This is a genomic window from Aeromicrobium phragmitis, assembly GCF_003674095.1.
Lineage (GTDB): Bacteria > Actinomycetota > Actinomycetes > Propionibacteriales > Nocardioidaceae > Aeromicrobium > Aeromicrobium phragmitis.
Window position 1 is genome coordinate 133,011 of record NZ_RDBF01000006.1, and the last position, 25,508, is coordinate 158,518.

The 25,508-nt window shown below is 68.2% G+C and carries 30 protein-coding genes; 25 read left to right on the forward strand and 5 right to left on the reverse strand.

Features of this window, described 5'->3' with window-relative positions; all coding sequences use genetic code 11:
• Positions 1-15: 15 nt before the first annotated feature.
• From D9V41_RS09925 to D9V41_RS09945, 4 genes are all read left to right on the forward strand, one after another.
• Positions 16-717: a TIGR02391 family protein gene (locus tag D9V41_RS09925; RefSeq protein WP_121794405.1), complete on the forward strand. Its 702-nt coding sequence runs from the start codon at positions 16-18 to the stop codon at positions 715-717.
• A 207-nt stretch (positions 718-924) separates the two neighbouring features.
• Positions 925-1,152 (forward strand): ribbon-helix-helix protein, encoded by a 228-nt coding sequence (locus D9V41_RS09930; protein ID WP_121794406.1) that lies wholly within the window; start codon positions 925-927, stop codon positions 1,150-1,152.
• Positions 1,133-1,489 (forward strand): type II toxin-antitoxin system PemK/MazF family toxin, encoded by a 357-nt coding sequence (locus D9V41_RS09935; RefSeq protein ID WP_121794407.1) that lies wholly within the window; start codon positions 1,133-1,135, stop codon positions 1,487-1,489. Before D9V41_RS09930 ends, D9V41_RS09935 begins: the two co-directional genes overlap by 20 nt.
• A gap of 156 nt (positions 1,490-1,645) precedes the next feature.
• On the forward strand, positions 1,646-1,957 hold the full coding sequence (locus tag D9V41_RS09945) for a HigA family addiction module antitoxin (protein ID WP_121794408.1): 312 nt from the start codon (positions 1,646-1,648) through the stop codon (positions 1,955-1,957).
• Between the two features lie 21 nt (positions 1,958-1,978).
• Here the strand turns inward: D9V41_RS09945 and thiE are convergent, their stop codons facing one another.
• Complete coding sequence (thiE, locus tag D9V41_RS09950; protein ID WP_121794409.1) at positions 1,979-2,653, reverse strand: thiamine phosphate synthase; 675 nt, start codon at positions 2,651-2,653, stop codon at positions 1,979-1,981.
• Positions 2,654-2,757: 104 nt separating this feature from the next.
• Between thiE and thiO the strand changes: the two genes are divergently transcribed.
• The 17 genes from thiO (at position 2,758) to D9V41_RS10035 (ending at position 17,037) form a co-directional block, all read left to right on the forward strand.
• On the forward strand, positions 2,758-3,882 hold the full coding sequence (thiO, locus tag D9V41_RS09955) for a glycine oxidase ThiO (protein ID WP_121794470.1): 1,125 nt from the start codon (positions 2,758-2,760) through the stop codon (positions 3,880-3,882).
• Complete coding sequence (gene thiS, locus D9V41_RS09960; protein ID WP_121794410.1) at positions 3,879-4,133, forward strand: sulfur carrier protein ThiS; 255 nt, start codon at positions 3,879-3,881, stop codon at positions 4,131-4,133. The genes thiO and thiS overlap by 4 nt, the downstream gene beginning before the upstream one ends.
• A 1-nt stretch (position 4,134) precedes the next feature.
• Positions 4,135-4,923 carry a thiazole synthase gene (locus D9V41_RS09965; protein ID WP_166375990.1) on the forward strand — a complete coding sequence of 263 codons (789 nt, stop codon included), beginning with the start codon at positions 4,135-4,137 and terminating at the stop codon, positions 4,921-4,923.
• A 12-nt stretch (positions 4,924-4,935) separates the two neighbouring features.
• On the forward strand, positions 4,936-5,427 hold the full coding sequence (locus D9V41_RS09970) for a hypothetical protein (RefSeq protein ID WP_133434165.1): 492 nt from the start codon (positions 4,936-4,938) through the stop codon (positions 5,425-5,427).
• Between the two features lie 26 nt (positions 5,428-5,453).
• Positions 5,454-5,771: a YchJ family protein gene (locus tag D9V41_RS09975; RefSeq protein ID WP_243697224.1), complete on the forward strand. Its 318-nt coding sequence runs from the start codon at positions 5,454-5,456 to the stop codon at positions 5,769-5,771.
• A 34-nt stretch (positions 5,772-5,805) separates the two neighbouring features.
• Complete coding sequence (locus tag D9V41_RS09980; protein WP_166375991.1) at positions 5,806-6,231, forward strand: magnetosome magnetite crystal formation protein family; 426 nt, start codon at positions 5,806-5,808, stop codon at positions 6,229-6,231.
• Positions 6,232-6,371: 140 nt separating this feature from the next.
• Positions 6,372-7,559, forward strand: a complete 1,188-nt coding sequence (locus tag D9V41_RS09985) for a sensor histidine kinase (RefSeq protein ID WP_121794414.1) — start codon at positions 6,372-6,374, stop codon at positions 7,557-7,559.
• Positions 7,556-8,218 (forward strand): response regulator, encoded by a 663-nt coding sequence (locus D9V41_RS09990; protein ID WP_121794415.1) that lies wholly within the window; start codon positions 7,556-7,558, stop codon positions 8,216-8,218. Before D9V41_RS09985 ends, D9V41_RS09990 begins: the two co-directional genes overlap by 4 nt.
• A gap of 148 nt (positions 8,219-8,366) precedes the next feature.
• The gene (locus D9V41_RS09995) at positions 8,367-9,197 is read left to right on the forward strand and encodes an alpha/beta hydrolase (protein WP_243697225.1); all 831 of its coding nucleotides are present in this window, start codon (positions 8,367-8,369) and stop codon (positions 9,195-9,197) included.
• A complete protein-coding gene (locus D9V41_RS10000; RefSeq protein WP_121794416.1) occupies positions 9,194-10,165 on the forward strand; it encodes an ATP-binding cassette domain-containing protein in 972 nt (323 codons plus the stop codon). Before D9V41_RS09995 ends, D9V41_RS10000 begins: the two co-directional genes overlap by 4 nt.
• A gap of 2 nt (positions 10,166-10,167) precedes the next feature.
• Positions 10,168-10,986: an ABC transporter permease gene (locus tag D9V41_RS10005; RefSeq protein ID WP_121794417.1), complete on the forward strand. Its 819-nt coding sequence runs from the start codon at positions 10,168-10,170 to the stop codon at positions 10,984-10,986.
• 247 nt (positions 10,987-11,233) lie between these two features.
• Complete coding sequence (locus tag D9V41_RS10010; RefSeq protein ID WP_166375992.1) at positions 11,234-11,878, forward strand: DedA family protein; 645 nt, start codon at positions 11,234-11,236, stop codon at positions 11,876-11,878.
• Between the two features lie 141 nt (positions 11,879-12,019).
• The gene (locus D9V41_RS10015; RefSeq protein WP_121794419.1) at positions 12,020-12,892 is read left to right on the forward strand and encodes an alpha/beta fold hydrolase; all 873 of its coding nucleotides are present in this window, start codon (positions 12,020-12,022) and stop codon (positions 12,890-12,892) included.
• Complete coding sequence (locus tag D9V41_RS10020; protein WP_121794420.1) at positions 12,889-13,554, forward strand: class I SAM-dependent methyltransferase; 666 nt, start codon at positions 12,889-12,891, stop codon at positions 13,552-13,554. The genes D9V41_RS10015 and D9V41_RS10020 overlap by 4 nt, the downstream gene beginning before the upstream one ends.
• Before the next feature lie 133 nt (positions 13,555-13,687).
• Entirely contained in the window at positions 13,688-14,290 is a 603-nt protein-coding gene (locus tag D9V41_RS10025; protein ID WP_121794421.1) for a TetR/AcrR family transcriptional regulator, read from the forward strand.
• Between the two features lie 73 nt (positions 14,291-14,363).
• On the forward strand, positions 14,364-15,662 hold the full coding sequence (locus tag D9V41_RS10030) for an MFS transporter (RefSeq protein ID WP_208006816.1): 1,299 nt from the start codon (positions 14,364-14,366) through the stop codon (positions 15,660-15,662).
• Between the two features lie 139 nt (positions 15,663-15,801).
• Entirely contained in the window at positions 15,802-17,037 is a 1,236-nt protein-coding gene (locus D9V41_RS10035; RefSeq protein ID WP_121794422.1) for a cation:proton antiporter domain-containing protein, read from the forward strand.
• Between the two features lie 39 nt (positions 17,038-17,076).
• Here D9V41_RS10035 and D9V41_RS10040 read toward each other — a convergent pair whose 3' ends face one another.
• Entirely contained in the window at positions 17,077-18,471 is a 1,395-nt protein-coding gene (locus D9V41_RS10040) for an amino acid permease (protein ID WP_121794423.1), read from the reverse strand.
• Between the two features lie 125 nt (positions 18,472-18,596).
• On the opposite strand from D9V41_RS10040, the gene D9V41_RS10045 reads away from it, so the two are divergent.
• On the forward strand, positions 18,597-19,004 hold the full coding sequence (locus tag D9V41_RS10045) for a hypothetical protein (RefSeq protein ID WP_121794424.1): 408 nt from the start codon (positions 18,597-18,599) through the stop codon (positions 19,002-19,004).
• On the opposite strand, the gene D9V41_RS10050 is transcribed toward D9V41_RS10045, so the two are convergent.
• Both D9V41_RS10050 and D9V41_RS10055 read right to left on the reverse strand, forming a co-directional pair.
• The gene (locus D9V41_RS10050) at positions 18,994-20,271 is read right to left on the reverse strand and encodes a YibE/F family protein (protein WP_121794425.1); all 1,278 of its coding nucleotides are present in this window, start codon (positions 20,269-20,271) and stop codon (positions 18,994-18,996) included. The two genes, D9V41_RS10045 and D9V41_RS10050, sit on opposite strands and share 11 nt — an antisense overlap.
• 47 nt (positions 20,272-20,318) lie before the next feature.
• Positions 20,319-21,023 carry a YwaF family protein gene (locus D9V41_RS10055; protein ID WP_121794426.1) on the reverse strand — a complete coding sequence of 235 codons (705 nt, stop codon included), beginning with the start codon at positions 21,021-21,023 and terminating at the stop codon, positions 20,319-20,321.
• Positions 21,024-21,091: 68 nt separating this feature from the next.
• On the opposite strand from D9V41_RS10055, the gene D9V41_RS10060 reads away from it, so the two are divergent.
• The 3 genes from D9V41_RS10060 to D9V41_RS10070 all read left to right on the forward strand — a co-directional run bounded on the left by D9V41_RS10060 (position 21,092) and on the right by D9V41_RS10070 (position 23,714).
• The gene (locus D9V41_RS10060) at positions 21,092-21,481 is read left to right on the forward strand and encodes a VOC family protein (RefSeq protein ID WP_121794427.1); all 390 of its coding nucleotides are present in this window, start codon (positions 21,092-21,094) and stop codon (positions 21,479-21,481) included.
• Between the two features lie 23 nt (positions 21,482-21,504).
• Positions 21,505-22,281 carry a phosphotransferase gene (locus tag D9V41_RS10065; protein WP_121794428.1) on the forward strand — a complete coding sequence of 259 codons (777 nt, stop codon included), beginning with the start codon at positions 21,505-21,507 and terminating at the stop codon, positions 22,279-22,281.
• A gap of 494 nt (positions 22,282-22,775) precedes the next feature.
• The gene (locus D9V41_RS10070; protein ID WP_121794429.1) at positions 22,776-23,714 is read left to right on the forward strand and encodes a bile acid:sodium symporter family protein; all 939 of its coding nucleotides are present in this window, start codon (positions 22,776-22,778) and stop codon (positions 23,712-23,714) included.
• A 1-nt stretch (position 23,715) separates the two neighbouring features.
• Here the strand turns inward: D9V41_RS10070 and D9V41_RS10075 are convergent, their stop codons facing one another.
• Positions 23,716-25,296, reverse strand: coding sequence for an ABC-F family ATP-binding cassette domain-containing protein (locus D9V41_RS10075; protein WP_121794430.1), 1,581 nt, complete (start codon positions 25,294-25,296; stop codon positions 23,716-23,718).
• Positions 25,297-25,508: the final 212 nt, after the last annotated feature.

Sequence of the window (25,508 nt, forward strand, 5' to 3'; positions counted from 1 at the left end):
TGGCAACATTGGGTCATGGCACCGCTTCCGTCGCATTTCCGCACCTTCGGGATCACGAAGGTCACCGTCGTCCACGATCCCGGCACCGACAACGAGGAGCGCTTCGAGACGGAAGCGCACATCCAGGCCAAGACCGGATTCTTCGCCGTCGACACGCCGATCTACGAAGGCGACGTCGTCGAGTTCCCGGACCCGCGCGGCGGCACGACGCGGAAGGTTGCAGCGACCGTCGACGTGAACAATCCGACGGGGTCCTCGTTCCGCGGTATGGAACACATCCATGTGACCTGGGGAGCCGCTCCGCCGAGCCGCGTCGCCCCGGTGCGCCGGCTCTCGATCGAGAACCTCCACGCCGAAGTCATCAGCTCCTCGAGCGAGCTGTTCGCCGACGGACACTACGAGGCTGCAGTCAGCGAGGCGTTCAAGTCGATCGAGGTCCGCGTGCGGAATCTGATCGGCTCCACGCAGTCGGGTGTCAAGCTGATGGGCGAGGCCTTCGGCGGATCCGATCCACAAGTGCCGGTTGCGACGTCGGCTGGCCAGAGCGGCAAAGATGAGCAGGAGGGGTTCGCTGCGCTCTTCCGCGGCGCGATGCTCGGCGTCCGCAACCCTCGTGCGCACGACCTTTTCAAGCCGCGCGACCCCCAGCAGGCGCTGGAATATCTTGGCTTCGCCAGCTTGCTCCACCGCCAGCTCGACGCCGCTTCAATCGAGTAGCAGATGCGGTGCGGGCCTCGTTGCCGCAGCGTGAGTCGGGAGCCCAACACAGACTGCCCTAGGCGCGGCGACGTGGTGGAGTTCCGGTTCAACGTCTGACCTTATTCTCCTCGTCAGAGCAGGGTGGGCTCGCACCGCACCCTGCGGTCGAGCGGTGTTCACATGAAGAGGTAGCTCAATCGGTATACCCCTTGGTATTTTGGATGCATGGCGACGACGATCAAGGTCCCTGTCGAGCTCCGCGACCGGATCAACCGAGATGCCCAGGAGCACGGCATGACTGCCGCCGGGCTCATCGAGAAGCTTCTCGATGCGCATGAGCGCAGGCAGCGCATGGAGGCGTTCGGGCGGGCTTTCCGGGAGGCTGACGCGAGCTACTGGGACGAGTTCCGGTCCTGGGACGTGACGCTCGACGATGGCCGACGGAGTGAGTGAGATCCGTCGTGGGTCGGTTCTCTGGGCGGAGCTGGATCCGGTTCGCGGGCGTGAGCAGGCCGGCCGTCGCCCCGTGCTCGTGATCGCCAGCGACCTGTACCTCGAACAGGCCGACACTCTCGCGATCATCCTGCCCGCCACCACGCACGACCGGGGGTGGCCGAACCACGTCCGGTTGCGCGGGCCAGCTCTCGGCCTAACGGAAGCGACGTTCGCGATGACCGAACAGCCGCGCACTGTCACACGTGACCGGTTCGTCGCTGACGCCGGCGTCGTCGATACCGCGACCATGAATGACGTGGACCGCTGGCTCCGGGACTTCCTGGCGCTCCCGTGAGGCGCACGGCTCTCGGTGCTGCAGCCGTATTACCTAACGCGGCCGACGCGCACGTCGCCCACCGACATTGAGCCATGGGCGCGGCAAAACCTGTGCCTTACGTTGTGAACGACCAATGGCGGATCTGCTTCGTATGGAAGGACGGAGGTGCGGAGGATGTCGAACTCGTCGACTACCACTGATCTGATCGACCCCATCCACCCCGGCGAGGTCCTGATGGAGGACTTCATCAAGGGCTTCGAGATCACCCAACACAAGCTGGCCGTGGCGATCGGCGTGCCGCCCCGACGGATCAACGAGATCGTTCACGGAAAGCGGCGCATCACCGCCGACACCGCCCTGCGGCTCGCCAAGTACTTCGGCACCTCGCCGGAGATGTGGATGAACCTGCAGAGCCACTACGACCTTCGCATCGAGCAGCGTAACTGGCCGGCGATCGACGCCATCGAGCCTCTCCGCTCGGCCTGACGCCTCGCGTGCGCGAGAACTTCAGCCGAGACGACCGCGGATCTCGGTGGCCGCGGCCGCGGGGTCGGGGGCTTGAGTGACGGCGCGGACCACCACGACGCGTTCGGCGCCGGCGTTCAGCACCGCGTCGAGGCGATCGCCCGGGGCGATGCCGCCGATGGCGAACCACGGCTTCGTCGCGACGGCTGCCGCGTGGCGCAGCAGATCGAGGCCGACAGCGGCGCGGCCGGGTTTGGTCGGCGTCTCCCAGACCGGGCCGACGCAGAAGTAGTCGACGTCCTCGTCCTCGTTGGCCGCCTCGAGCTGGTCGACCGAGTGCGTCGAGCGCCCGATCAGGACCTCCGAGCCGAGCAGTGAATGTGCCTGCCGGGGCGAGAGATCACCTTGCCCGAGATGGAGGATGTCGGCACGCACGAGCGCTGCCACGTCCGCACGGTCGTTGACCGCGAAGAGCGCGCCGTGGCGGCGGGCGACCGTAGCGAGAGTTTCGAGCGCACTCACCTCGTCGGCGGCCTCGATCGTCTTGTCCCGCACCTGGATGATGTCGACGCCGCCGGAGAACGCCGCATTCAGGAAGCCGGCGAGATCGCCCTCAGGACGCGCATCGGTGCAGACGTACAGCCGGGAGTCGGCCAGACGCCGGCGGCGGGCCGTTCGGTCGAGGTCCGCGGATACGGGGAAGGAGGGGGCGCTCATGTCGCCTAGACTAGTGGCGTTCGCGGGAGCCCAAGACGGGCTGAGAGGGCTACGTGCCGACCGCCATACCTGATGCGGGTCATGCCGCCGGAGGAAGGAACAACGTGGCGAGCGCCATCGTCGTCGGAGCCGGAATCATCGGCCTCACCACCGCCTGGCGGCTGGTGGAACGGGGCTGGGACGTCACCGTGTTCGACCCAGCGCCGGTCTCCGGTGCCAGTCATGTCGCGGCCGGCATGCTGGCTCCCGCCTCCGAGGTCGTCTGGGGCCAACCGTCGCTCTACCCGCTGATGGTCGAGTCCGCCCGCCGCTACCCCGCGCTGATCGACCGCCTCTCCGCTGGTCGCCCGCAGGAGGTCGGGTACCTCCCGAGCGAGACGCTCGTCGTCGCCGCGGATCACGCCGACCGGACCGCCCTCGACGAACTCACCTCGCTCCAGACCTCGCTCGGGCTGAAGGCGTACCGGATCACCTCGCTGGACGCCCGGCGACTCGAACCGGGCCTCGGGCCGGCGGTCGTCGGTGGCGTGCACCTGCCCGACGATCACCAGATCGACCCCCGCGCGCTGTGCGCGGTGCTGCTCGACCGGCTCGGACACCGCGTCGTACGCCAGGAAGTGACCGGATTCGTCGAACGTGGAGGCGTCACCCACGGTGTCGTCCTGGCCGGCGGCGAAGAGAAGCACTCAGACCAGACGGTGGTCTGCACGGGATTGGGTGTCCTGCCCGGTCTCGAGGGGCTACCGCTGCGGCCCGTGTTCGGCGACATTCTGCGGCTCGCCCCGGCCACCGGAGCCCCGCCGTTGCTCGGGAGGACCGTCCGCGGGCTGGTGCACGGCCGCGCGGTCTACCTCGTCCCGCGCGCGGACGGCGGCCTCGTTCTCGGCGCCACCGTCCGCGAAGACGATGACCCGCTGCCCAGCACCGAAGGCGTCCACCGGCTGCTCGACGACGCCCGGCGCATCGTGCCAGGCGTGCTGGACACCCGGATTCTCGAGGTGTCGGCACGCGCCCGCCCTGGCACACCGGACGACGTCCCGATCGTCGGACGCCTCGACCCCGGACGTGTCATCTCCACCGGCTACTTCCGCCACGGCATCCTGCTCGCCCCGCTCGGCAGCGACATCACCGCCGACCTCGTCGAGTCCCGCGAGGTCGACGACGAGGTTCTCGCAGCACTCGATCCGCACCGTTTCGACCGACCGCATTCGACTCCTGGAGCACCATGACGTCATCGCCCGAGATCACCGTCGTCCTCGACGGGGAGACAACCCGACTGGCGCAGGGCATCACGCTGCGCGAGACCGTGGCCCGCCACATCGGCCGAGAGCTCGGCCCCGACGGAACTCCCGCCGACGGCGGGCGTTTGGGTGTCGCGGTCGCCGTGGACGGCGCCGTCGTCCCGCGCCGTGAGTGGCACGCGCACGTGATCGCCGCCGGCTCCACCATCGATGTCGTTACCGCGACCCAGGGAGGCTGACATGGACGACGCACTGGTCATCGGGGGAGAGCGGCTGACCAGCCGGCTCATCATGGGAACCGGCGGCGCCTCCTCGCTCGCCACGCTGGAGGAGTCGCTCGTCGCGTCCGGGACCGAGGTGACCACGGTGGCGATCCGGCGCTACGCCGCAGCGGGCGGCAACTCGGTCTTCGCCATGCTGGAGCGTCTCGGCGTGCGAGCGCTGCCCAACACCGCCGGCTGCTTCACGGCCCGCGACGCGGTGCTCACCGCTCAGCTCGCGCGCGAGGCGCTGGAGACCGACTGGATCAAGCTCGAGGTCGTCGCCGACGAGGACACGCTGCTGCCCGACCCGGTCGAACTGCTGACCGCCGCCGACCAACTCGTCGCGGACGGCTTCTCCGTGTTCGCGTACACGAACGACGACCCGATCCTCGCTCGGAGGTTGCAGGACGTCGGCGTCGCGGCGGTGATGCCCGCCGGCGCACCGATCGGCACGGGACTCGGCATCCTCAACCCGCATCACATCGCGATGATCGCTGCGGCCGCCGAGGTCCCCGTGGTGCTCGATGCCGGGGTCGGTACCGCGTCGGACGCCGCGCTGGCGATGGAGTTGGGGTGCGACGCGGTGCTGTTGGCGAGTGCCGTCACCCGCGCGCACGACGCGCCCCTCATGGCCAGGGCGATGCGCGCCGCCGTCCAGGCAGGCCGCGACGCCTATCGGGCCGGCCGCATTCCGCGGCGCTCGCTGGCTCGGGCCTCCTCGCCGGACGAAGGCCGGATCGACGCGGGCCCCGCGCTCGCGGACTGACATCATCAACGCATGGATGACGATCGGGCTACAGGGAACGTGCCGCTACGCGCGGACCCCGACGTCGTCGCCGCGCTGCGAGCACAGCTTCCCGAGGACCTGGCGCACCTCCCGCTGACCTCCGCCGCGGAGTATCGGCAGGAGGCGTGGAAGGCCTGGACGGTGCGTCCGCCGGCGAACGGGGCGTACTACCCAGCGCTGGGGCTCCGCGGGGCGGCCGCCATGGCCACCGGTTTCATGACGCTCGGTGGTCTGTGGATGGTCATCGCCGGACCGTCCTCGAGCGCCGGTGCGCTGGAGATCATCCTGACCTTGTCCATCTTCGGCTCGGTCACCGTGCTGCTGGCGTGGAGCAAAGGGAAGTCCAATCGCAAGGCCCGTCGGCTCCAGGAGCGCAATACCGTCCTGAGCGACGTCTCTGCGCAGATCGATCACGAGGTGGAGCAGGGCCGCATCCCCCTGAAGCCAGCAGGCTGGGAAGGCAAGATCTTTCCCCCGTTATGAACCCCGGACCCACCCAAGGAGCAAGCGTGACCGAGGACTGGCCCGCGACCGCCGAGGCGCTCATGCGGTCGCGTTTCGCCGCGTTCCAGCGCGGTGACGCCGACTGGTTGCTCGAGAGCTGGCATTCCTCGACACGGCCGCCTGAGATCGACCTGTCCGACAATCCGCGGTGGCGCGGACTGCAGATCCTCGACACCGTCGACGGCGGCATTGACGACGACACGGGCGTCGTGGAGTTCCGAGCCACGTACCTCGTCGGCGAGGAGCTCGGCATCCTGCACGAGCGCTCGCGGTTCGCGCGAGAGGACGGGCGCTGGCGGTATGTTGACGGCGAGCTGCGGTGACCGGTCGTCGCACGCTGAGCGCCGAGGAGTGTCTATGGCAGCGCAACCTGCACCGCCGGGACCGTCCGGCTATCACCCGTCCGCGCCAACCGGTGCCCTGCCGTGGGGCCTCGGCCTGCTGGTCTTCTTCCCGATCCCGTTCGTCGGTTCGCTGGCCGCGGCTGTCACGATGACCATCGTCGGTGCGTCGCAGCGGGAGCTGGGCGGCCTCGCCCGCCACAACGCGCAGCGCGCCGCCAACTGGGGCCTGACCTATCTGCTCGCCACCGTCGTCCTGATCGGCGCGCACTTCGGCATCCTGTTCGCGCTCCGGCAGATCGACGGGTTCTTCCCGTTCGGCTTCATCATCCTGACCTGGATCGCCGCGACAGTGCTGCACATCGTCTTCACGATCATCGGCCTGATCCAGGCCAGCAGTCGTCGGCCCGTCCGGATCAACGGCATCCCGTTCCTCCGCTGAGCGACGTGAAGGACCATGAGGACCGCGACTAGCGCGTCCGCCGCAGCGCCTCGTGCAGGCCGGTTTGATAGACGCCGTCGGGGCCGTGGGCAGCTTCGAGCACCGCATGTGTCGTTACCGCCGTGTGGGAAGCTGGCCGCATGCTGACGAAGTGGCAGAGGCGCGGCCGTATCGCGTTGATGATTCTCGTCGGCATTCTCTTCCTCGTTCAAGCGCCGCTGCTCGTGACGCGTCACGACGCGGTGGTGGGGGTGGCCCTGCTGTTGGCTGCCGCTCACGTCCTGAGTGCCCCCCTTGCGCTGTGGCACCCGATACCGGCATTGGGCCTGTCGTTGCTGGCGTTCACGGTTCAGGCGTTGTTGATGATGACGCAAGGAGTGCTGGGCTGGCCCTGGACAGTTGCACCTCAGGTGCTGACGCAGTTGTTGGTCGTGCTCGTCCTGACCCTCATGACGGACGGGCGCTTCGGCGCGATGGTGGTGCTCATTCATCTCGTCATCGGCGCGGTGCTCGCGGTGATGGGATTCGCGTGGAACGGCTTCCTTTCCTCTCTCAGCTCTCTCGCGATCTTCGCCGGCCTCGCGCTAACCCTGGTTGCCCTCGGAGTAGTCGGCTCACACCTTCGTGAGAGCCGTGAAGCGCTGCGCCGCGAGCAGGCGGTCAGCGCCGAGGAACACGCGCGCCGCACGCTCGTGGAGGAAAAGTCTCGGATAGCTCGTGAGCTGCACGACGTCATCGCCCACAACATGTCGCTCATCACGGTGCAGGCTCGATCGGCACCGCACCGAGTCGAGGGTGTGAGCAAGGCCGCTGAAGCCGAGTTCAGCGATATCGCCGACCGCGCGGCCGAGGCGCTGCGGCAGATGCGGGGAGTGTTGGATGTACTGCGCACCGAGCCTGGCCAGTCCGGGCGAATTCCGATCCCCGGTCTCATCGACCTCGAGGACCTGTTCGCGGCAGCTCGAGCGACCGGTCAGGAGATCCTTGTCGACGGGTCGCTGCCCGCGCCGCAGTTGGTTTCCGACGACGTAGGGGCCGCGGCGTACCGCATCGTCCAGGAGTCGCTCAGCAACGCGCGGCGGCATGCTTCGGGAGCGCTCGTTCACATCGAACTCGAGGTGAACGAAACGGAGTGGGAGATTCACATGTGGAACGCACTCGATGATCCACGCGGCACCGCTGTCGAAGGCCACGGAATCGTGGGCATGCGTGAACGGGCCAGTGCGGTCGGAGGGAGCGTGACGTTCGACTCCTCGGCGAACGAGTACCGGCTCGTCGCTCGATTGCCGCTTCTCGGAAATGCTCCGCGCACCGGGGAGGACGAATGACCATCAGAGTTGTTGTCGTCGACGACCAGGAAATGGTGCGATCGGGATTTGTCGCGCTTCTCGCTCGCGAGCCCGACATCGACGTCGTGGCCACGGCAGCCGACGGCGCAGAGGCGGTACAGATCGCGCGACGCTCCCGACCCGACGTCGTGCTGATGGACGTTCGCATGCCGGTGATGGACGGCATCGAGGCTCTGCGCAGGCTCATTGCGCAGCCTGCGACGAGTGCGGTACGCGTCGTCATGCTGACGACGTTCGACGCCGACGAATATGTGCACGAGTCGCTGCGGTTGGGTGCGAGCGGCTTTCTGCTCAAGGACGCGTCCCCGCAGGAACTCGCTTCCGCGATCCGTGTGGCCCATGCCGGCGAGGCACTGCTCTCGCCGTCGATCACGCGACAGGTGATCAAGCACTTCGCCCAGACGCCGCTACGCCGCCAGCCTGACCCTCGCCTGCGCGGACTCACCGACCGGGAACGCGATGTCCTCGAGCATCTTGCGCGCGGCAGGTCGAACAGTGAGATCGCCGCGACGCTGTTTCTTGCCGAGCAAACGGTCAAGACTCACGTAAGTCGCATTCTGACCAAGCTCGGGCTTCGGGACCGGGCACAGGCGGTGGTGTTCGCCTACGAGAGTGGGTTCGTCGAACCTCGTGCGTGAGGCAGTACCTCGGTAGGGGGCCACATGGCTCGCCAGAGTGACGCGCGGGAGAACCACTGCTTCCTAGCGTCTGAGCCATGACGAAGACTCGCATGCCACGTACGGCCGGCCAGCGGCTGTGCTCTCCCTGGGCGGGGGAGGAGACGACGTGACGATCGTGACCGCCTCGCACCCCGCGTCGACCCCAGCTCCGCTTCGCTACAGCCTCGAGCCCGGCGGCGGGTGTTCAGTCCTGGCCTCCGACGGGGGGCCCGGTGGACGGCGCATCGTCGAAGCGTTCGGCGACCTTGCCATGGCCGATCACATCGCCGTGATCGTTCCCGGCAACGGGCACCACTTGAGCAACTACTACACCGAACGTGGGCCAGTCGGCCCGCGAGCCCGCGGGCAACGCGTGCTCCGCGAGATGCAGCGGGTGGATCCTGGTGCGCGTGCCGCAGTGGTGGTGTGGATCGGCTACCACACGCCCCAGGATCTGATCCGTGCGGCCAGTAACGCTCCCGCCCACGCCGGTGCCGCTGACTTAGCACGCCTGACCCATTACCTGCCGTCGACAGCTCACATCACGCTGATCGGCCACAGCTATGGCGCGACGGTATGTGGTCTCGCCCTCAGCTCCGCGCGCGCCGAGGACGTGGTGGCCCTGGGAAGTCCGGGGATGGGCGTTTGGCGGCGCGACGAACTGAATGACCGGACACGACTCTGGGCCGGCCACGCCACATCCGACTGGATCCGTTTTTTCCCGCGAGTGCGACTCGGGAGCCTGGGTTTGGGACGCTCACCCTTGCACCCAGAGCTAGGCGCGATTCGCTTCGACACCGGGTCCGCCACGGGTCACTGCGGGTACTACCGCGAGAACAGCGAGTCGCTCCGCAACATCGCACGTATTGCTGTCGGTCGCCATGACGAGGTCACCCGTCCTGGCGCGGGTCCGGTCACGAGGCACCCACACCGGATGATGGAGGTGACTGCAGTATGAGCACGGACGTGCAACCCGCGATTCTCCTGGAGGGGGTATCGAAACGCTACCGGGGTCGCGGGGCGGTTCTCGATGGTCTCGACTTGGTCGTGGGGCCCGGTACAGTGCACGGACTGCTGGGCCCCAACGGCGCAGGCAAGACCACGACGGTACGGATCCTCACCACGTTGCTGCGCTTCGATGCCGGCAGCGCCTGGGTCGCTGGTCGCGATGTCGTGAAGGACCCGATCGGAGTGCGGGCTCGGATCGGAGTGGCCGGGCAGTTCACCACGGTGGACGAGCTGTTGAGCGGCCGCGAGAACCTGGAACTCTTTGCTCGGCTGCACCATCTTCCCCCCAAGACAGCGCGACTACGCGCCACAGATCTTCTCGAACGTTTCGACCTTGCGCCCGCGGCGGACCGGCCCGTACGGGGTTACTCAGGAGGCATGCGTCGGCGTCTTGACCTGGCGGTCAGCCTCATCCGCAATCCGCAGGTGCTGTTCCTCGACGAGCCCACGACGGGCTTGGATCCGCGAAGTCGCCTCGAGGTCTGGAACAGCGTCCGCGAGTTGGCATCGTCCGGCACCACTGTTCTGCTCACGACCCAATACCTGGAGGAAGCGGATCGACTTTGCCAACGAATCTCGATGATCGACCACGGCCGTGTTGTCGCGGAAGGATGCTCGGCAGAGCTCAAGTTGTACGTGGGGAGAACCCGTGCGGAAATCTCCGTGCCGGAGGGCCGCGACCTGCTCGGTGCCGCTCATCGAGTCGCAATGAACGTCGGCTCCATGCCCGAGCTCGATGCCGACGCACGCACACTCTCGGTCGCTATGAACGGTGAGGCGCAGATTCTCGAACAGCTTGCCGGCGCGCTGCGCGAGCTCGGGCTCACCACGGAGGAGCTCGCGCTTCGCCGCCCCGACCTCGATGACGTCTTCCTGCACGTGACCGGCCGGACGACTCAGGGACAACGAGAGAGGTGAGCATGATGACAGCACTTTCTCCAACGACTCTGGCTTGGGCGGCCTCCGACACGTGGGTGGTGGCACGACGCCACCTGATGCGCTTGCTTCGACGTCCAGACGAGTTACTCGGCACTCTGTTGATTCCCGTCATGGCCGTGGTGATGTTCGGCTTCGTCTTCGGCGAAGCGCTGGGCGCTGGCATGGCGATGTCCGGAAGCGACTACCGCGCATACCTGTTGCCGGGGCTTTTCACGCTGTCCATGGCGTTCGGCATCGGCACCACGACCATGTCCGTGGCTACGGACATGCGTAGCGGGGTCGTGGATCGCATGCGCACGCTTCCCCTATGGCCGGTCGCGATGCTTGCCGGACGGTCGCTGGCCGATGTCCTCACCGCGCTCGTCGAACTGGCGATCCTCCTACCGCTGGGAATGCTGGCGGGGTGGCGGCCCGACGGCAACGCGATGACGGTCGCGGCGGCGATCGGTCTGCTTGTGTTGTTGCGCCTGGCCCTCTCCTGGACCGGAATCCTGTTGGGATTGTTGGTGAGCGGCCCGGAGGCTGCGATGAAGTATTTCGCCTTGGTCTTCCCGCTCGCGATGGTGGCGGACACCATCGTCCCGACGACGTTGATGCCGAGCTGGTTGACGGTGCTGGCCCAATGGAATCCGCTGTCGGCCACCGTCAACGCCACGCGCGGGTTGTTCGCCACCTCGGCGGGATCCGCCGACTCGTGGGTCAGCCAGCACGCTGAGCTTCTGGCCATCGCGTGGCCCGTCGGCATCACGGTGGTCGGCTTGATGCTCGCCCTGTTCCGATTGCGTCAGCTCAGCCGGTGAGGTCGCGGTTGCCGCTCCCCTGATCCCGTCGCTGTCGCCGCGCGTTACGCACCGCGACGACAGCGACGTTCGGCATTCCTGGCGACAGCAACACTGGGCCCCTACGCCGGTAGGGGATCGGATGGCTCTGCCGGGTGACGCCGCGCGACGAACCTCATCCCTAGCGTGCTGCACATGGATCAGAAGATGGGCGGCCAGCCCCGCTGTTGCCGCATCGATGGCTTCGGCCTTGCGCAGGGGGCCCGCCATGAGTGATGCCTGGCTGTTCGTGTTGATCACGCTCGACGGTGTCGTGCCGCTCGTCCCCGGGGAGGCGGCGTTCCTGTCCCGAGCGTCGTCCGCGCTCGACGCGGGAGCCGTAAGCGTCATCGAACTGATCGCGCTCGGGACGTCGGCGGCGTTCCTGGGTGACATCATCACGTACCTGGTCGGTCGACGTTTCGGTACCAGGCGGTTCGCATGGCAGCGGCGCCCGCGGGTTGCACGCCTGATCGACTGGACTGGCGCCACGTTGGCGCGGCGCGGAGCGGCGTTGATCGTGACAGCCCGTGTGCTCCCGGGGTGGCGCGTGGCGATCACTTTCACGGCAGGAGCGACTCGGCTGCCCCTCCCGCGGTTCCTTGCCGCCAGCGCGGTGGGCGCTCTCCTGTGGGCGACGTACCTCCTCATCGTCGGCGGGTCGGTCGGCGCGGTCACCGGTGCCAGCGGGCTTTCCGCAGCTCTCTGGTCCTTGTTGATTCTCGCGCTCGTGGGCATGACGCTCCGCTGGGCGGGTCGCCGGTCGCGTCGCGTCCGTTCACCGCTCGCGAAGGGACCGGACATCCACCACCGTCCGCGGAGAACGCACCCTGCGCCACCGTCCACGGAAGGGCCGGTGCGGGTGAGAGCGTAGACCGCCAGAACGGCGGGGAGGAGCCGAGCGATGTGGTCGAGTTCCGCTTCAGGGCAGGCGTTGAACTGAGCTGGATCGGTTCCGGCCGAGCCGCCGTCAACCCGTTGACGGCGTGGAATCGACGGGAGGACGATCGGGGTCGTGAGGATTCTCGAGTTCGACCACGTCTCCTTGGCGGTCGACGAGTTCGGTGACCGGAGCGACCCGTCGGTGTTGCTCATCGCCGGTGCTACGCAGTCGATGGATTGGTGGACCCCGAAATTCTGTGGTGTCCTCGCTGCGGAAGGACTGCATGTCGTCCGGTTCGACCAACGAGACACGGGGCAGTCGACAACCAGTCCGCCGGGCCACCCGAGTTACACAGGCCTCGACCTGGCGACCGACCCCGTGCGGATCCTCGACTCACTGGGCATCGACGCGGCACACGTCGTGGGTCTGTCGATGGGCGGGGGGATCGCACAGCATCTTGCCGTCCACGCGGCACATCGCGTGCGGACATTGACTCTCATCGAGTCGTCACCGGCTGGAGGGGACTGTGGAGATCTGCCTCCACCGGCCCCCGCCCTCAGCGCAGCGGAGAGCGCACTCCCTGAGGTGAGGGACTGGGCCAATGCCTCGGCCGTCATCGACTACCGGGTTGAAGCCGAACGCGCCTACGCGGGCTCGCTCGGCTTCGACGAGGAACGTTGCCGTGCGATCGCCACTGTGGAGTTCGGCCGCAGCCGGCACATGGGTTCGTCGTTCACGAACCATTTCCTCGTGGCGTCCGATGCAGCGATCGACCCGTCCCTGATCACAGCACCGACCCTCGTCGTCCACAGTGACACCGACCCGCTGTTCCCGTTGCCCCACGGCGAGGCGCTCGCTCGACTGATCCCGGACGCCGTTCTCCTGCGGGTCGACGGCATGGGGCACGAAGCGCCACCGCCGCAACTGTGGGGAACCGTGGTGCCAGCACTCGTCGACCACACGCTCTCGCGAGAACGTTGCCTTCGAAATCAAGGGTTGTCATGAGTGACGAGAACGGGAAACCTGGCCTGTCCACCTGGCTCGCGGAAACACGTGCTTCGTACGACGTCGATGCCGCCGGGTATGCGGAGCGGGTCCAGGGACTCCTCGACACGCATCCGCAGCTGAGGGCGCATCTGGATGTCCTGGCCGATCTCGTGAAGCATGGCGGCGGCGGGCCGGTCGCCGACGTGGGTTGTGGTCCCGGATACGCCACTCGACATCTTCACGACTCGGGCGTCGAGGCGTTCGGTATCGACCTCTCACCCGCGATGGTCGCGATCGCCCAGCGCGATCACCCGCGGGTGCGCTTCGAGGTGGGGTCGATGACGGGCCTCGACGTGGACACTTGCTCCCTCGCCGCCGTCGTCGCGTTCTGGTCGATCATCCACGTTCCCGATGAGGCCATGCCGAGCGTGATGGCGGAGTTCCACCGCGTCGTTCGGCCCGGAGGCCTTGTCCTCATCGGTTTTCACGTGGGCGACGGGATTGAGCATGCGTCGACCGGCTACACCGGTGAGCCGATCAGTGTCGATACCCATCTGCGTCAGGCGAGCACGGTGTCGGACTGGTTGCGCGACGCCGGCTTCCGCCTCGAATCGGTGACGGTCCTGCGGCCCGATGACGATGTCCCGGGCGCGATCGTTCTCGCCCGGCGGCAGGGGTGAGGATTCTTCCGCGCCACCGCGGCCGCTCCTGAACCTCCGCTGATGCCGCCCTCGACCGCCGTGCGGCAGAAGCGATCGGCCACTGGTCGACCGATTTTGGATACATAAGTCCAATACCTGCTACGGTGCTGCCATGGGAAGACCTCGGACGTTTGACGAGACCGCCGTACTCCGCGCCGCCGCTGGCGAGTTTCGCGTGCATGGATTCGCCGGCACGTCCACCGAGCAACTCTGCGAGGCGGCGGGGGTGCGGCGCAGCAGTCTCTACAACGCGTTCATCTCCAAAGACGAGCTCTTCGTGCGCGCTCTGGAGCACTACGTCGCCGCGGTACGGGAACGTCAGACAGCGATTCTCGCCGACGACGCCCGGCCCGGCGGCGACCGTCTGCGTGCCTTGATCGACGTCGTCATCGACGAGGAGCGGGACAGCTTTCAGCGCGGCCGGGCGGCCGGCTGCATGGTGGTGCAGAGCTTCATGGATCCCGACCTGCGGGGGCGCGACGGGCGGGTCGCGCGCATCCTCGGCCGCGACCTGCGGGAGCGGACCGCGCTGCTCGCCGACGCCATTCAAGCCGGTCGTCGCGACGGCAGCGTTGCCGGTGGTGTGGAGCCGGACGAAGGCGCCATGCTCGTCAACACCATCATCTCGGGGCTGCGAGTCACGGCTCAATCCGACGCGGCCCCCGACACCCTCCGTCGTATAGCGCTGGCTGGACTGCACGCGCTCCTGAACTGACGCCGGCAGGCGTGAACGAAGGTCCCTCACGCCTGCGCTGATTTTGGATTCTCTATCACAGAAAGTGGGAGTCATGACCTCATCGAGTTCGTCCGCGTCGTCGCGTCCGGTGCCCTGGTCCGTCTACGTTCTCGCCGCAGGCATCTTCGCGATGACGACCAGCGAGTTCGCCGTCGCGGGGCTCATGCCTCAGCTCGCCGCAGGTCTCGATACCGGGATCGAGCAGATCGGTTACCTCGTCACCGTCTTCGCCGTGGCGATGACGATCGGAGGACCAGCCCTGACCGTGCTTCTGCTGCGGGCAACTCCCCGGAGCGCGTTGCTGGTGATCTTCGCGATCTTCCTCGCCGGCAACGTCATCGCTGCCCTGGCGAACTCGTACTGGGTCATGGTCATCGCTCGAGTCGTCGGCGGTGTCGCCGCCCAGGCGTTCTTCGGCATCTCCGTCTCGTTGAGCGCTCGTCTGGTGGACGAGCGAATGCGCGGCCGCGCCAACGGCGTCGCGATGAGCGGTCTGATGCTCGGGACACTGCTCGGGATGCCGCTGGCGACGTTCGTCGGCGGGCAGCTCGGTTGGCGGGCAGCCTTCTGGACGATCTCGGCGCTCACCGTCGTCGCCGCCCTGCTCACCCTGCGGTTCGTGCAGAACCCGGCCCCTGCAGACGTCGCGGACGCCGGGGCCGGCTCGATGAGGCGTGAGCTCGTGGTGCTGCGCCGTCCGCAATTCGTGCTGGCGCTCGTCTCGAGCACGCTGATCATCGGCGCGACCTTCTCGGCGTTCAGCTTCTTCACGCCGATCCTCACCGACGTCACCGGCTTGCCGGCGGGTCTCATCCCGCTGCTCCTGGTCGGCTATGGCGCCGCGACCCTCGTGGGCAACACGGTCGTCGCTCGCCTCGCCGATCGACGCACCGTGGTGACCTTGCTGGCCGGGACCGCACTCAACGCGGTCTTTCTGGCCGGATTCGCGCTCTTCGCCGGCGCTGCGCCGCTGGCACTCGTCTTCATGCTGGGCATCGGTCTGGTCGGCGTGACGATGAACCCGGCGATGGCGGTACGGGTGCAGCGCGCCGGCAGCACCGCGCCGTTGGTCAATACCATCCACGCGTCCTTCATCACTCTCGGCGTCATCCTCGGCTCGGCGATCGGATCCGCACTGATCCCGCACTACGGGCTCCGCGCCCCACTGCTCCTGGGGTGCGCGTTGGCCGTCCTCGCGCTCGTGACGATCATCCCCGCGCTCGCCGACCCGCACCTGCGGGGCGGAACGTCGTCACTCCCAGAAGAGCTCGTCGCCGCGTCGGCCCGACCCACCAGCGGCCCGGCCACCGCAGAGCGGGGTGATCCGGGCGGGCGTGCCGCGTGCACCTGATCGCCGTCACGCTCAGGGCGCCCACGTTGCGGGCAACGTGCCAAGCGACGAAGAGCGAGTCGCCGGGGAAGCCGGTAGCTTGGCTCGGCATGGAGCGAACCGCTCGCTGACATGGTTCGACGGTCGGAGGTGAAGACAGATGCCATTGGACCTCACGGTCGCACTCTTCTCGGGCGCACTGCTGCTGTTCTCGGCGTTCTCCTCGGCGTTGCAGCGTATGGGTTTGCCCGGGCCGCTCCTCGCGCTGGCGTTCGGCGCGCTGGTGGGTCCTCATGCTCTCGATCTGCTTCGCATCGCCGACGTGGGCATGCCGCCGATGACGCTGCTCGAGGAGACGTCGCGGTTCACGCTGGCGATCGGCCTTTCGGGGGTGGCGCTCCGTCTCCCGCACGGTTACTGGCGGGCGCACGTCCGCTGGGTGGCCTGCATGATCGGGCTCGGGATGCTGATCATGCTGCTGGTGGCGACGGGGGCGCTCTGGGCCCTGCTCGGGGTGCCCTTCCTGACGGCGCTCCTGCTGGGCGCCATCATCACACCCACCGACCCCATCGTCACCACGCCGATCGTGACCGGCAGCCTCGCGGAGCAGAAGATTCCCGACAGCGTCCGGTACAACATCTCGTCCGAGAGCGGACTGAACGACGGCTTGGCCTACCTCTTCGTCTTTCTTCCCATCCTGCTCATCGTGCGCCCCGAAAGGGCGTGGTCGGAACTGCTGACCACGGTGCTGCTGCACGAGGTCGTCGGCGCCGTCGTGCTCGGTATCGCGGCCGGCTTCTGCTTCGGGTTCCTCTTCAACCGGGTGCGCCGCCACCACCTCATCGAGGAGAGCTCCTACCTCGGGTTCGTCATCCCGCTGGCGTTGTTCGTCCTCGGAGTCGGGAGGCTGCTGGGAGTGGACGCACTGCTGGCGGTGTTCCTGGCGGCCGCCGTCTTCGGGCAGGTGATCCCTCAGACGGACGAGATCCAGCAGGATCGGCTGGACGACAGCGTCAACCGGTTCTTCATCCTGCCCGTCTTCATGTTGCTGGGGCTGGCGCTTCCGTTCCCGCAGTGGGCGGCTCTGGGCTGGGGCGCGGCAGCCGCACTGCTGCTGGCGCTCGTCGTGCGTCGCGTGGCTGCGGTCTGGTTGCTGCGGCCCGTGCTCCGCACCGAGCACAACAGGGCCGAGACCGCGTTCCTCAGCTGGTTCGGCCCCATCGGGGTCTCGGCCTTGTTCTACGCGACCCTCGCGCACCGGGAGACCGGGGACTCGACCGTGTTCACCTACGTGTCGTTGGCGATCACGATCTCGGTGCTGCTCCACGGCGTCACCTCGGCCCCGCTCAGCTTCCTGCTCCACCGCTACCAGCAGAAGCAGGAGCAGCGGGCGTGAGAACGGCCCCGGTGCGTAGCGTCCGGGTGGAGCGCTACGTCACCGTCCGTCGGGGCGGCGGGTGCGGGTGAGGGCGTAGATCGCCAGGATCACGGCGACGAGCCCGGCCGTGGAGAACAGCTGGGCCCGGGCGGCGTCGTCGGTGAGCATCAGTGCCGCGAGCGCGGCCAGCGCGATGAGCACGCCCCACGTCAGCCACGGGAACGCCCACATCGTGAGTGCCAGGGACTCACCGCGCTCGCGGGCCTCGGCGACGAGCCTCCGTCGCAACGTGAGTTGCGAGACCGCGATGATCACCCACACCACGAGCAGCGCCGCGCCGACGGCGTTGAGCAGGATCGACAGCAGGTCGTCGGGCAGCAGCCAGTTGAGCAGCACTGCTACGAAGCCGAAGAAGATCGACACGAGCACCGATACCCACGGCACGCTTCGCTGCGACACCCGGGTGAGCGCGTGCGGCCCGTCGCCGCGGTGGGCGAGCGAGTACGCCATCCGCGAGGTGCCGTAGACCTGGGCGTTGAACGCCGACAGCAGCGCGATCACGACGACGACCTCCATCAGCACCGCCGCGATCGGCAGACCGGCGAGTTCCAGCACGGCGGCGAACGGCCCGGTGAGCAGGTCGGGGGAGTCCCACGGCATGACCAGCACCATGATCGCGATCGAGCCGAGATAGAAGACGAGGATGCGCCACACGATGCTGCGGGTCGCGCGGGCGACGGCCAGCTTGGGATCCTCGGCCTCGGCCGCGGCGATCGTCACGATCTCGATGCCGCCGAAGGCGAAGGCCACCACGAGCAGGCCGGCGGCGACCCCGCTGATGCCGTTCGGTGCGAAACCGCCCTGGCCGAGGAAGTTGCTGGTGCCGACCGCCTCGGTCCCGGGAAGCAGCCCGAAGACCAGGAGCACGCCGACCACCAGGAAGGCGATGATCGCCGCCACCTTGATGAACGCGAACCAGAACTCGAACTCGCCGAACTGCCGCACGCCCCACAGGTTGATCACGGCGAAGACGGAGACGAAGACGAGCGCGACCAGCCATTGCGGGACGTCGGGCAGCCAGCCGGTGACGATCTGCGCGGCACCGGTGATCTCGGCACCGAGCACCATGATCAGCATGAACCAGTAGAGCCATCCGAGCAGGAAGCCGGCCCAGCGGCCGAGCGCCTCCTCGGCGTAGACGGAGAAGGAGCCGCTCGCCGGCCGCGCGCTCGCCATCTCGGCGAGCATCCGCATGACGAGCACGACGACGACCCCCGCCACGCCGTACGACACGAGCACGGCTGGGCCGGCTGCGGCGATGCCGACACCGGCGCCGAGAAACAGCCCGGCGCCGATGGCGGAGCCGAGCCCCATCATCGTGAGATGCCGGGTCCGCAGGCCGTGGCCGAGTTGCGTGGCGTCGGCCGGGGCGGGGGAGTGGTCGGAGGTCATCGAAGTCCTGAAATGAGGTGGCACGCCGGTCAGTGCGCTGATCGCACCGGACCAGGGTAGGAGCGCCACCCTGGCGAGTGGCGCGCGGGCCACGGCCCGACCGACGGCACCCGTACGATGTCGCCATGACGACGCCCGCTGAGCACCCCTCGTCGGTGCCGCCGCCCGGAACCATCGATCTGACCCTGCAGGGGTCGATGATGACGTCGAACGCGCTCACGCCGAACGTGCTCATCAACGGCTATCCGGTGCGTGCGCAGTACGGCTTCAACCGCATTCCGATGCCGCCCGGCCCGGCGCGCGTCGATGTCTCGTGCCAGTGGATCTTGGAGTACGGCCGCGCGAGCCTGGAGTTCGAGGTGCGGCCCGGCGAAGCGGTCCCCGTCTTCTACATGGCGCCCATGCACCAGTTCAGCGCCGGCAGCATCGGTCACGAACCGCAGAAACGCAAGGGCGTGACGGCGACGATCGTCGCCGTCGTCGGCTTCGTGATCCTGGTGGCGCTGATGGTCGCCCTGCTCGCTACCCTCTGACGTCGCCGGGAGCGGTGTGCGCTCCCGACTCGGCGTGCTCGCCGCCCGGCGTGGGCAACGCCAGATCGCCCTCGTTCGCGTGCTCGCCGGCCGCCGGAGGTGCGAGCGCCACGGCGATCGCCGTGGTGACCGGAACGGCCAGCACGAGGCCGACCGCGCCGACCAGGGTCCGCACGATCTCCTGGCCGATCTGCTCTGTCGTGGCCACCTGCAGCAGCTCCTGCTGGTAGGTGGTGATGAGCAGGAGCACCGTCATCGCGGAGCCGGCGTACGCGAACACGAGCGTGTAGACGCTCGACGCGATGTGGTCACGGCCGATGCGCATCGCGGAGCGGAACAACTGGCCCGGCCCGGCGGTGGGCTGCAGCCCGCGCATCTCCCACACCGCGGAGGCCTGCGTGACGGTCACGTCGTTGAGGACGCCGAGTCCCGCGATCACCATGGTGGCCGCGACCACGCCGGACAGGCTCATCTCGGGGGCGCTCGCCACCAGCAGGTGATCGTCCTCCGAACCGACACCGGTGAGGTGCGCCCAGCCCGTCGCGAAGGCCCCGGCGAGTGCGGTGAACGCGATACCGAACAACGTGCCGAACAGCGCCGCCGTGGTGCGGATCGAGATCCCGTGTGCCAGGTACAGCACGACGAGCATGATGGCCGTCGAGCCGACGATCGCGATCGCGAGCGCCGGGCCTCCGGCGAGTAGCGCGGGCAGAACGAAGCGCACGAGGGCGAGCAGGGTGACGCCGATGCCCAGGATCGCGAAGAGCCCGCGCCAACGGCCGATGAGCGCCACCAGCACCCCGAAGACGATCGCCATGACCAGCAGCTGGCTGCCGCGCTGGTAATCGTGGAACTCGTAGCTGACCTGCTGGCCCGGCGGCGCGATCTCGATGAGCACGATCTCGTCGCCAGGTTCCATCCCGGCACCGACGTACCGGGTCGGGTCGAGAGTGAACTCCGCGCTCTCGTCGTCCTCGGTGGCGGCGGTGACCTGCGCGCAGTCGCCTTCGACCATGGGAGTGTTGTCCGGGCCGATACCCGTGCTGCCGCAGTCGAAAGGTTCCACCGACTCGACCGTGGCGTCGACGAGAGTGACGCTCTCGTCCGAGAACGGACCGCCGCCCTGAGGGACGTCGCCGCTGTTGGGCCAGAGTGCGACCATGCCGGCGATCGCGGCGACGGCGATGACGCCGACCACGATCGCCAATGCCTTCGCGAGGCGGGGACGAGCCGGAGCTTCGAAGGTATGCGCGTGCGAGTGAGCCACGGAGAACAGCCTAGGAGGCCGAAGCGATCGCGTCCGTGCTGCGTCGTTCAGGGCATGCTGCTTGGTTCGTCGGCGGGTCGCCGGCGTGTCCAGGGCCACGTCATGAGCGCCCAGACGGCCGCGACGATCAGTGCCTCGAACAGGAGGTAGAACGGCCACGGGCCCAGCAGATCGAGGAACGAGCCGGTGCTCGGCTTGGCGTTGACGAAGCCGTAGTTGGTGCCGAGGGCGACGTTCACGGGGTACATCACCGCCATCCACGCGGCGGTGAGCGCGGCGGTGCGGGCCAGGCCGGACCAGGTCGGCCGCAGCCCGAGACCGACGGTGAGGAAGACGGCGGCCCAGATGACGAGGATGTGCATCGCCCAGAAGGCGAGGAACTTCGGATCGGGGAAGTCGCTGGCCAGGGCGGGAGTGAGGAGCGCTTGCGGGGTGAGGAGCAGACCCCAGTAGTAGGTCAGTGCCACCGGCGTGAGGCGATGGGTCCAGAGCGCGACGACGGCGGCGACCGCCGCGATGTCGCAGAGCTGGATGGGCAGGCTCGTCTCGAGGTCGAAGTTCCCCGGAAGGTGGTCGATCACCTGCAGCGGGACGGTGCAGCCGACCAGGGCCACGGCGAACCATCGGCTCACTCGCACGGGGTCGTCACGGTGGCGTCGGCCGAGCACCGCGACGGGCACGACTCCGCCCAGGCCGATGGCCAGCATCACGAGGTGAGTGACGCCGTACGGCTCGAACTCGCCGCCCGTCATGACGCCACTGTGCCACGCGGCGGGCGCGCAGTGATGCGGTCGCGGCGCCGACGGTGTAGGCAGGGGACATGGAGGTGCTCGCCGGACGCGTTCTGCTGCACCCGCTGGATCTGGAGCGGTCGCAGCGCTTCTACCGTGACGTGCTGGGACTCGCGGTCTATCGCGAGTTCGGACCGCCGGACCGACCCGGCGTCGTCTTCTTCCTCGGCAGCGGGTTGCTCGAAGTGTCGGGTCGCGGCGAGCCCGCCGGACCGCCGAATCTCGACCTGTGGTTGCAGGTCCGCGACGTCCGCGCCGAGTACGCCCGCCTGCGTGATCTCGGCGTCGAGGTGCTGAGGGAGCCGCGGACGGAACCCTGGGGGCTGATCGAGTCGTGGATCGCCGACCCCGACGGGGTGCGCCTCGTGCTGGTGCAAATCCCCGAGGATCACCCCTTGCGCCGCGATCAGCGGGGTTGAGGAGCGAGCATGAGACTGCCACGATGAACGGCGTGCCCAGCGAGAACGAGCTTGTCCCCGAGCACCTTCCCGGCGGTTCCGGCGGCGTGTGGAAGGTGGGCCGCACGGTCCGCAGGCCCACCGGCCCCTGGACGCCGGCCGTGCATGAACTCCTCGAGTGGCTCAGCGACCAGGGGTTGGGCGGCATCCCGCACGTCGGCGGGCTCGACGAGGACGGACGCGAGATCGTCTCGTACATCGAGGGCCGGGGAGTGCCGGTCGACGACGAGGTCGTCCTCGACGCGGTGCTGGTGGAAGCCGTCACGTGGTTGCGGGACTTTCACGACATCGTCGAGGACTTCCGCCCCGACGGCCCGCGCACCTGGCGCCAGGCTGGCGAGGTGGAACTCGAACCGGGGCAGATCATCTGCCACAACGACCCCGGCGCCTACAACTGGATCGTGCAGAGCGGGCACTTCGTGGCGATGATCGATTGGGATCTCGCGGGCCCGGGGGAGCGCATCGACGACCTCGCCTTCCTCTGCTGGACCGGGATACCTCTGTACCGCGAGATTCCGGTCGAGGACGTCGCCCGCCGCATCGACCTCGTCGTCGACGCGTACGGCGAGTGGGGCCCGCGAACCCTGCTCGATGCCGTCGTCGCTCGCATGACCACGGCGACTGAGCGCATCGCCGCAGGGATCGAACGGGGCGACCCGGGCATGCTGAACCTCGCCCGTAAGGGCGAACCCGAGCGCACCCGCAACCGCGTCGCGGCCTTCGTCGAGCGGATGCCCGCCATCCTCGCCGCCCTCGACTAAGCCAGCCGGTCGAGTAGGGAGGTCGCTCAGCGACCGATCGTATCGAGACCAGGTTGGGTGAGGCGATCTCGATACGCGGCTCGCAGAGCTCGCCGCTACTCGATCACCTAAGCCGGGGCGGTCGAGTAGGGAGGGCGCTCAGCGACCGATCGTATCGAGACCAGGTTGCGTGAGGCGATCTCGATACGCGGCTCGCAGAGCTCGCCGCTACTCGACCACCTAAGCCGGGGGTTGGTGGTCGAGTAGGGAGGGCGCTCAGCGACCGATCGTATCGAGACCAGGTTGGGTGGGGCGATCTCGATACGCGGCTCGCAGAGCTCGCCGCTACTCGATCACCTAAGCCGGGGCGGTCGAGTTGGGTGGTCTCGATACGCTCCCTCGTTCCTCGGTCGCTACTCGACCACCTAAAAAAGACGCCGCTACTCGACCGGCTATGTGGTCGCGACACTGGTGAAAGGGCCGCGGCTGTGAGGCGTGTCACGGTACGGTGAGCCATGGACTCCGCTCTGACGACCGTCGGACTGCCGGTCGCACTCGGCATCATCATGTTCGGGCTCGGACTCTCCCTGACCGTCGACGACTTCCGTGACGTGCAGCGCCATCCGCGCGCCGTCGTCGTCGCCCTGGCGTGCCAGCTGCTTCTGCTGCCGGCGCTGTGCTTCGGCCTCGTGCTGCTGCTCGATCTCCCGCCGCTGCTCGCCGTCGGCATGATGCTGCTCGCCGCCTCGCCAGGTGGGACGAGCGCCAATCTGTACAGTCATCTCTTCCGCGGCGACGTCGCGCTCAACGTCTCGCTGACCGCCCTGAACTCGATCGTGGCGATCGTGACGCTGCCGCTCATCACCAACCTCTCGATCGCGTACTTCGGACTCAGCGACAGCGTCGACCTGCAGTTCCGCAAGGTCGTCGAGGTGTTCGTCGTCGTCCTCGGTCCCGTCGTGCTCGGCATGCTCGTGCGGTCCCGGCGGCAGGACTTCGCCGCCCGGATGGATCGGCCGGTACGGATCGCCTCGGCGGTCATCCTGTTCGTGCTGGTGATGGGCGTCCTGATCGATCAGCGCGACAATGCGCTCGACTACCTGGCGCAGGTCGGTCTGGTCGCGACGCTGTTCTGCATCGCCAGCCTCGCGGTCGGGTTCTTCGTGCCGCGCGCCGTCGGAGTGACGGACCGGAAGGCGATCGCCTCGTCCTTCGAGATCGGCGTGCACAACGCCACACTCGCGATCTACGTCGCGGTCGAAGTGCTCGGCAGCGTGGAGATGTCGGTACCCGGAGCCGTCTACGGGCTGATCATGTTCGTGTTGGCCGCGCTCTGGGGCCTGCTGCTGACCCGCTGGATCCTGCCGAGCGGCACGCGGGTCGCGGCCGGGCCCGCGGAGACCGGTTCCGCCGGCGGGACGGAACCGGCTCCTCCGCGGCACCGGGCGAACTGACTCACCCTAGGTCGAGGCGACGATCCAGGCCGAGGTCGTCGAGAAACCGCTCGTCGTGGCTGACCACCAGGAGCGCCCCCTCGTAGGACTCGAGCGCCTCGACGAGGTGCGCGATGCTCGCCAGATCGAGGTTGTTCGTCGGCTCGTCGAGGATCAGCAACTGTGGCGCCGGTTCGGCCAGCAGCAGGCACGCCAGCGTGGCGCGCCATCGCTCGCCGCCCGACAGCGTCGATGCCGGCTGGTCGGCCGCACGACCCCGGAACAGGAAGCGCGCCAGCTGGCCCCGGATCGTCGTCGGGTCGGCGTCGGGAGCGAACCGCCGCACGTTCTCGACCACGGTCAGCTCCGGCTCGAGTAGCCGCAGGTTCTGCGGGAGATAGCGCCACGGCACGAACACCTCGACCGTCCCGCCGCTGGGCTCCTCGCTGCCCGTGATCGCGCGCAGCAACGAGGTCTTGCCGATGCCGTTGCGCCCGGTGAGCGCGACCCGTTCCGGGCCCCGCAGGTCCAGATCGAGCATCGCCTCGCCGTGCGCGGCCGCAAGACCGATCGCGCTGAGTACCTGCCGTTTCGGCGGCACCCGGGTCTGCGGAAGGTCCACCCGGATCTCCCGGTCGTCGCGGACACGCTCCTCAGCCTCGGCCAACGCGGACCGCGCCTCGGCCAGGCGTTCCTCGTGCAAGCCGCGGAGCTTGCCCGCCGATTCCTGCGCCGCCCGCTTGCGCGCCCCCATGACGATCTTGGGTTCGCGTTTCGTGGCGTACATCTTGCGGCCGTAGCGCTCTCGCCGCGCAAGGATCTGCTGGCTGGCGATGAGCTGCCGCCTCTCCTTCCTGACGTCGGCGTTGGCTGCGGCGACCGCCCGCTCTGCCGCTTCCTGTTCGATCGCGACGGCCTCCTCGTAGGCACTGAAACCGCCGCCGTACCACCGGATGCCGCCCTCACGCAGGTCGCCGATGTCGTCCATGAGGTCGAGCAGCGCCCGGTCATGGCTGACGACCAGCAGCGTTCCCCCGAAGCCGGTGACGAGGTCGTAGAGCCGTCGCCGGGCCTGGTGGTCGAGATTGTTGGTCGGCTCGTCCAGCAGCAGGACCTTCGGCCGTTGCAGCAGCAACGCGGTCAGCGACAGGAGGACGAGCTCGCCGCCGGACAGCGACCCGACTGGGCGCTCCAGGCCGACTGCGGACAGGCCGACACGGGCGAGCGCCGCTTCGACGCGTTCGCTGACGTCCCAGTCGTCACCCACGACGTCGAAGTCGAGCGGATCGACCGAACCCGCTTCGATGCGGGCGATGGCCGCGAGCACCGGGCTCACGCCCAACACGTCGGCGACGGTGGCTTCGGGGTCCGCGGCCGGATCCTGTGGCAGGTATCCGAGGGTTCCGTCGACGTTGATGCTCCCGCTCGTGGGGCTCAGTTCGCCGGCGAGCAGGCGCAGCAACGTCGACTTGCCCGTGCCGTTGCGGCCGACGAGACCGTGCCGGCCGGGACCGACGCCGATCGTGAGGTCGTCGAGGACGAGATCGCCGTCGGGCCAGCGGAAGGTCAGGTGTGATGTGGTGAGCGACGTCGATGGGCGCATAGGCACCTCCAGGGGTCCAGAAAGAAGGAGAGGACGCGTGGAGACGCTGCGCAGAGTGCACGAACCGTTCGCGAGCAGAGGTCACAAGCGCGCCGGCGGCATCGCGGCGCAGGTCTCGGGACCTAGAGCTTCACGGTGATGAATACCTCGTGATCGGGGAACGGTGGCGACCATGGTAGCGCATCACGAGGCGAGTCCGGCAGTTGTCTGCT

Coding starts and splice junctions, on each gene's coding strand:
- D9V41_RS09925 (WP_121794405.1), top strand. CDS start 16: ATGGCACCGCTTCCGTCGCATTTCCGCACCTTCGGGATCACGAAGGTC.
- D9V41_RS09930 (WP_121794406.1), top strand. CDS start 925: ATGGCGACGACGATCAAGGTCCCTGTCGAGCTCCGCGACCGGATCAAC.
- D9V41_RS09935 (WP_121794407.1), top strand. CDS start 1,133: ATGGCCGACGGAGTGAGTGAGATCCGTCGTGGGTCGGTTCTCTGGGCG.
- D9V41_RS09945 (WP_121794408.1), top strand. CDS start 1,646: ATGTCGAACTCGTCGACTACCACTGATCTGATCGACCCCATCCACCCC.
- thiE (WP_121794409.1), bottom strand. CDS start 2,653: ATGAGCGCCCCCTCCTTCCCCGTATCCGCGGACCTCGACCGAACGGCC.
- thiS (WP_121794410.1), top strand. CDS start 3,879: ATGACGTCATCGCCCGAGATCACCGTCGTCCTCGACGGGGAGACAACC.
- D9V41_RS09965 (WP_166375990.1), top strand. CDS start 4,135: ATGGACGACGCACTGGTCATCGGGGGAGAGCGGCTGACCAGCCGGCTC.
- D9V41_RS09970 (WP_133434165.1), top strand. CDS start 4,936: ATGGATGACGATCGGGCTACAGGGAACGTGCCGCTACGCGCGGACCCC.
- D9V41_RS09980 (WP_166375991.1), top strand. CDS start 5,806: ATGGCAGCGCAACCTGCACCGCCGGGACCGTCCGGCTATCACCCGTCC.
- D9V41_RS09985 (WP_121794414.1), top strand. CDS start 6,372: ATGCTGACGAAGTGGCAGAGGCGCGGCCGTATCGCGTTGATGATTCTC.
- D9V41_RS09990 (WP_121794415.1), top strand. CDS start 7,556: ATGACCATCAGAGTTGTTGTCGTCGACGACCAGGAAATGGTGCGATCG.
- D9V41_RS10000 (WP_121794416.1), top strand. CDS start 9,194: ATGAGCACGGACGTGCAACCCGCGATTCTCCTGGAGGGGGTATCGAAA.
- D9V41_RS10005 (WP_121794417.1), top strand. CDS start 10,168: ATGATGACAGCACTTTCTCCAACGACTCTGGCTTGGGCGGCCTCCGAC.
- D9V41_RS10010 (WP_166375992.1), top strand. CDS start 11,234: ATGAGTGATGCCTGGCTGTTCGTGTTGATCACGCTCGACGGTGTCGTG.
- D9V41_RS10020 (WP_121794420.1), top strand. CDS start 12,889: ATGAGTGACGAGAACGGGAAACCTGGCCTGTCCACCTGGCTCGCGGAA.
- D9V41_RS10025 (WP_121794421.1), top strand. CDS start 13,688: ATGGGAAGACCTCGGACGTTTGACGAGACCGCCGTACTCCGCGCCGCC.
- D9V41_RS10030 (WP_208006816.1), top strand. CDS start 14,364: ATGACCTCATCGAGTTCGTCCGCGTCGTCGCGTCCGGTGCCCTGGTCC.
- D9V41_RS10035 (WP_121794422.1), top strand. CDS start 15,802: ATGCCATTGGACCTCACGGTCGCACTCTTCTCGGGCGCACTGCTGCTG.
- D9V41_RS10040 (WP_121794423.1), bottom strand. CDS start 18,471: ATGACCTCCGACCACTCCCCCGCCCCGGCCGACGCCACGCAACTCGGC.
- D9V41_RS10045 (WP_121794424.1), top strand. CDS start 18,597: ATGACGACGCCCGCTGAGCACCCCTCGTCGGTGCCGCCGCCCGGAACC.
- D9V41_RS10055 (WP_121794426.1), bottom strand. CDS start 21,023: ATGACGGGCGGCGAGTTCGAGCCGTACGGCGTCACTCACCTCGTGATG.
- D9V41_RS10060 (WP_121794427.1), top strand. CDS start 21,092: ATGGAGGTGCTCGCCGGACGCGTTCTGCTGCACCCGCTGGATCTGGAG.
- D9V41_RS10065 (WP_121794428.1), top strand. CDS start 21,505: ATGAACGGCGTGCCCAGCGAGAACGAGCTTGTCCCCGAGCACCTTCCC.
- D9V41_RS10070 (WP_121794429.1), top strand. CDS start 22,776: ATGGACTCCGCTCTGACGACCGTCGGACTGCCGGTCGCACTCGGCATC.
- D9V41_RS10075 (WP_121794430.1), bottom strand. CDS start 25,296: ATGCGCCCATCGACGTCGCTCACCACATCACACCTGACCTTCCGCTGG.